The sequence below is a fragment of the Stenotrophomonas terrae genome, from assembly GCF_001431465.1.
Taxonomy (GTDB): domain Bacteria; phylum Pseudomonadota; class Gammaproteobacteria; order Xanthomonadales; family Xanthomonadaceae; genus Stenotrophomonas; species Stenotrophomonas terrae.
In genome coordinates this window covers 1-539 of record NZ_LDJJ01000110.1, presented here as the reverse complement: position 1 = coordinate 539, position 539 = coordinate 1, and the positions used below count along the sequence as shown (strand labels likewise).

The 539-nt window shown below is 66.8% G+C and carries 1 protein-coding gene; it reads left to right on the top strand.

From position 1 onward, the window contains the following. Positions 1-539, top strand: a 539-nt coding sequence (locus ABB27_RS18875) for a hypothetical protein (RefSeq protein WP_152984697.1), incomplete at both ends; no start/stop codon positions are given.

Genomic DNA, 539 nt, shown 5'->3' with positions numbered 1-539 from the left:
GTCCGGTCGCGGTGGGCGACAGCGTGGCCTACACGGTGAGCGTGGTCGTGGCCGATGCCCGCACCACTGCTGTGACCACGCTGACCGATACCCTTGGCAGCGGCCTGGATTTCGGCAGTGTGAGCAACGCCGGCGGCTTCAGCTGTGTGCCGGGCAATCCGCTGGTGTGCACCTTGCCGGCCGGCAGCGCGCCCAATACCTATCTGTTCTCCTACACCGGTATCGTCAACGCACAGGCCAGCGGCCAGGTGCGCAACACCGTGGTGCCCAGCGGCCCGGACAATCCGTCCTGCGCGGGTAGCTGCGATACCACCACACCGCTGGCCAGCCCACTGGTGAGCTATGCAAAGCAGGCCTCCAGCGGCGGACCAGTGCGTGTCGGCGACAGCCTCGGCTATACGCTAAGCGTGACCATCGCGCGTTCGCGCAGCACCGGTGTGGTCACCCTGACCGATACGCTTGGCAGCGGCCTGGACTTCAGCAGCGTCACCAGCGCGGGCATCTTCACCTGCAATGCCGCCAACCCGCTGGTATGCACC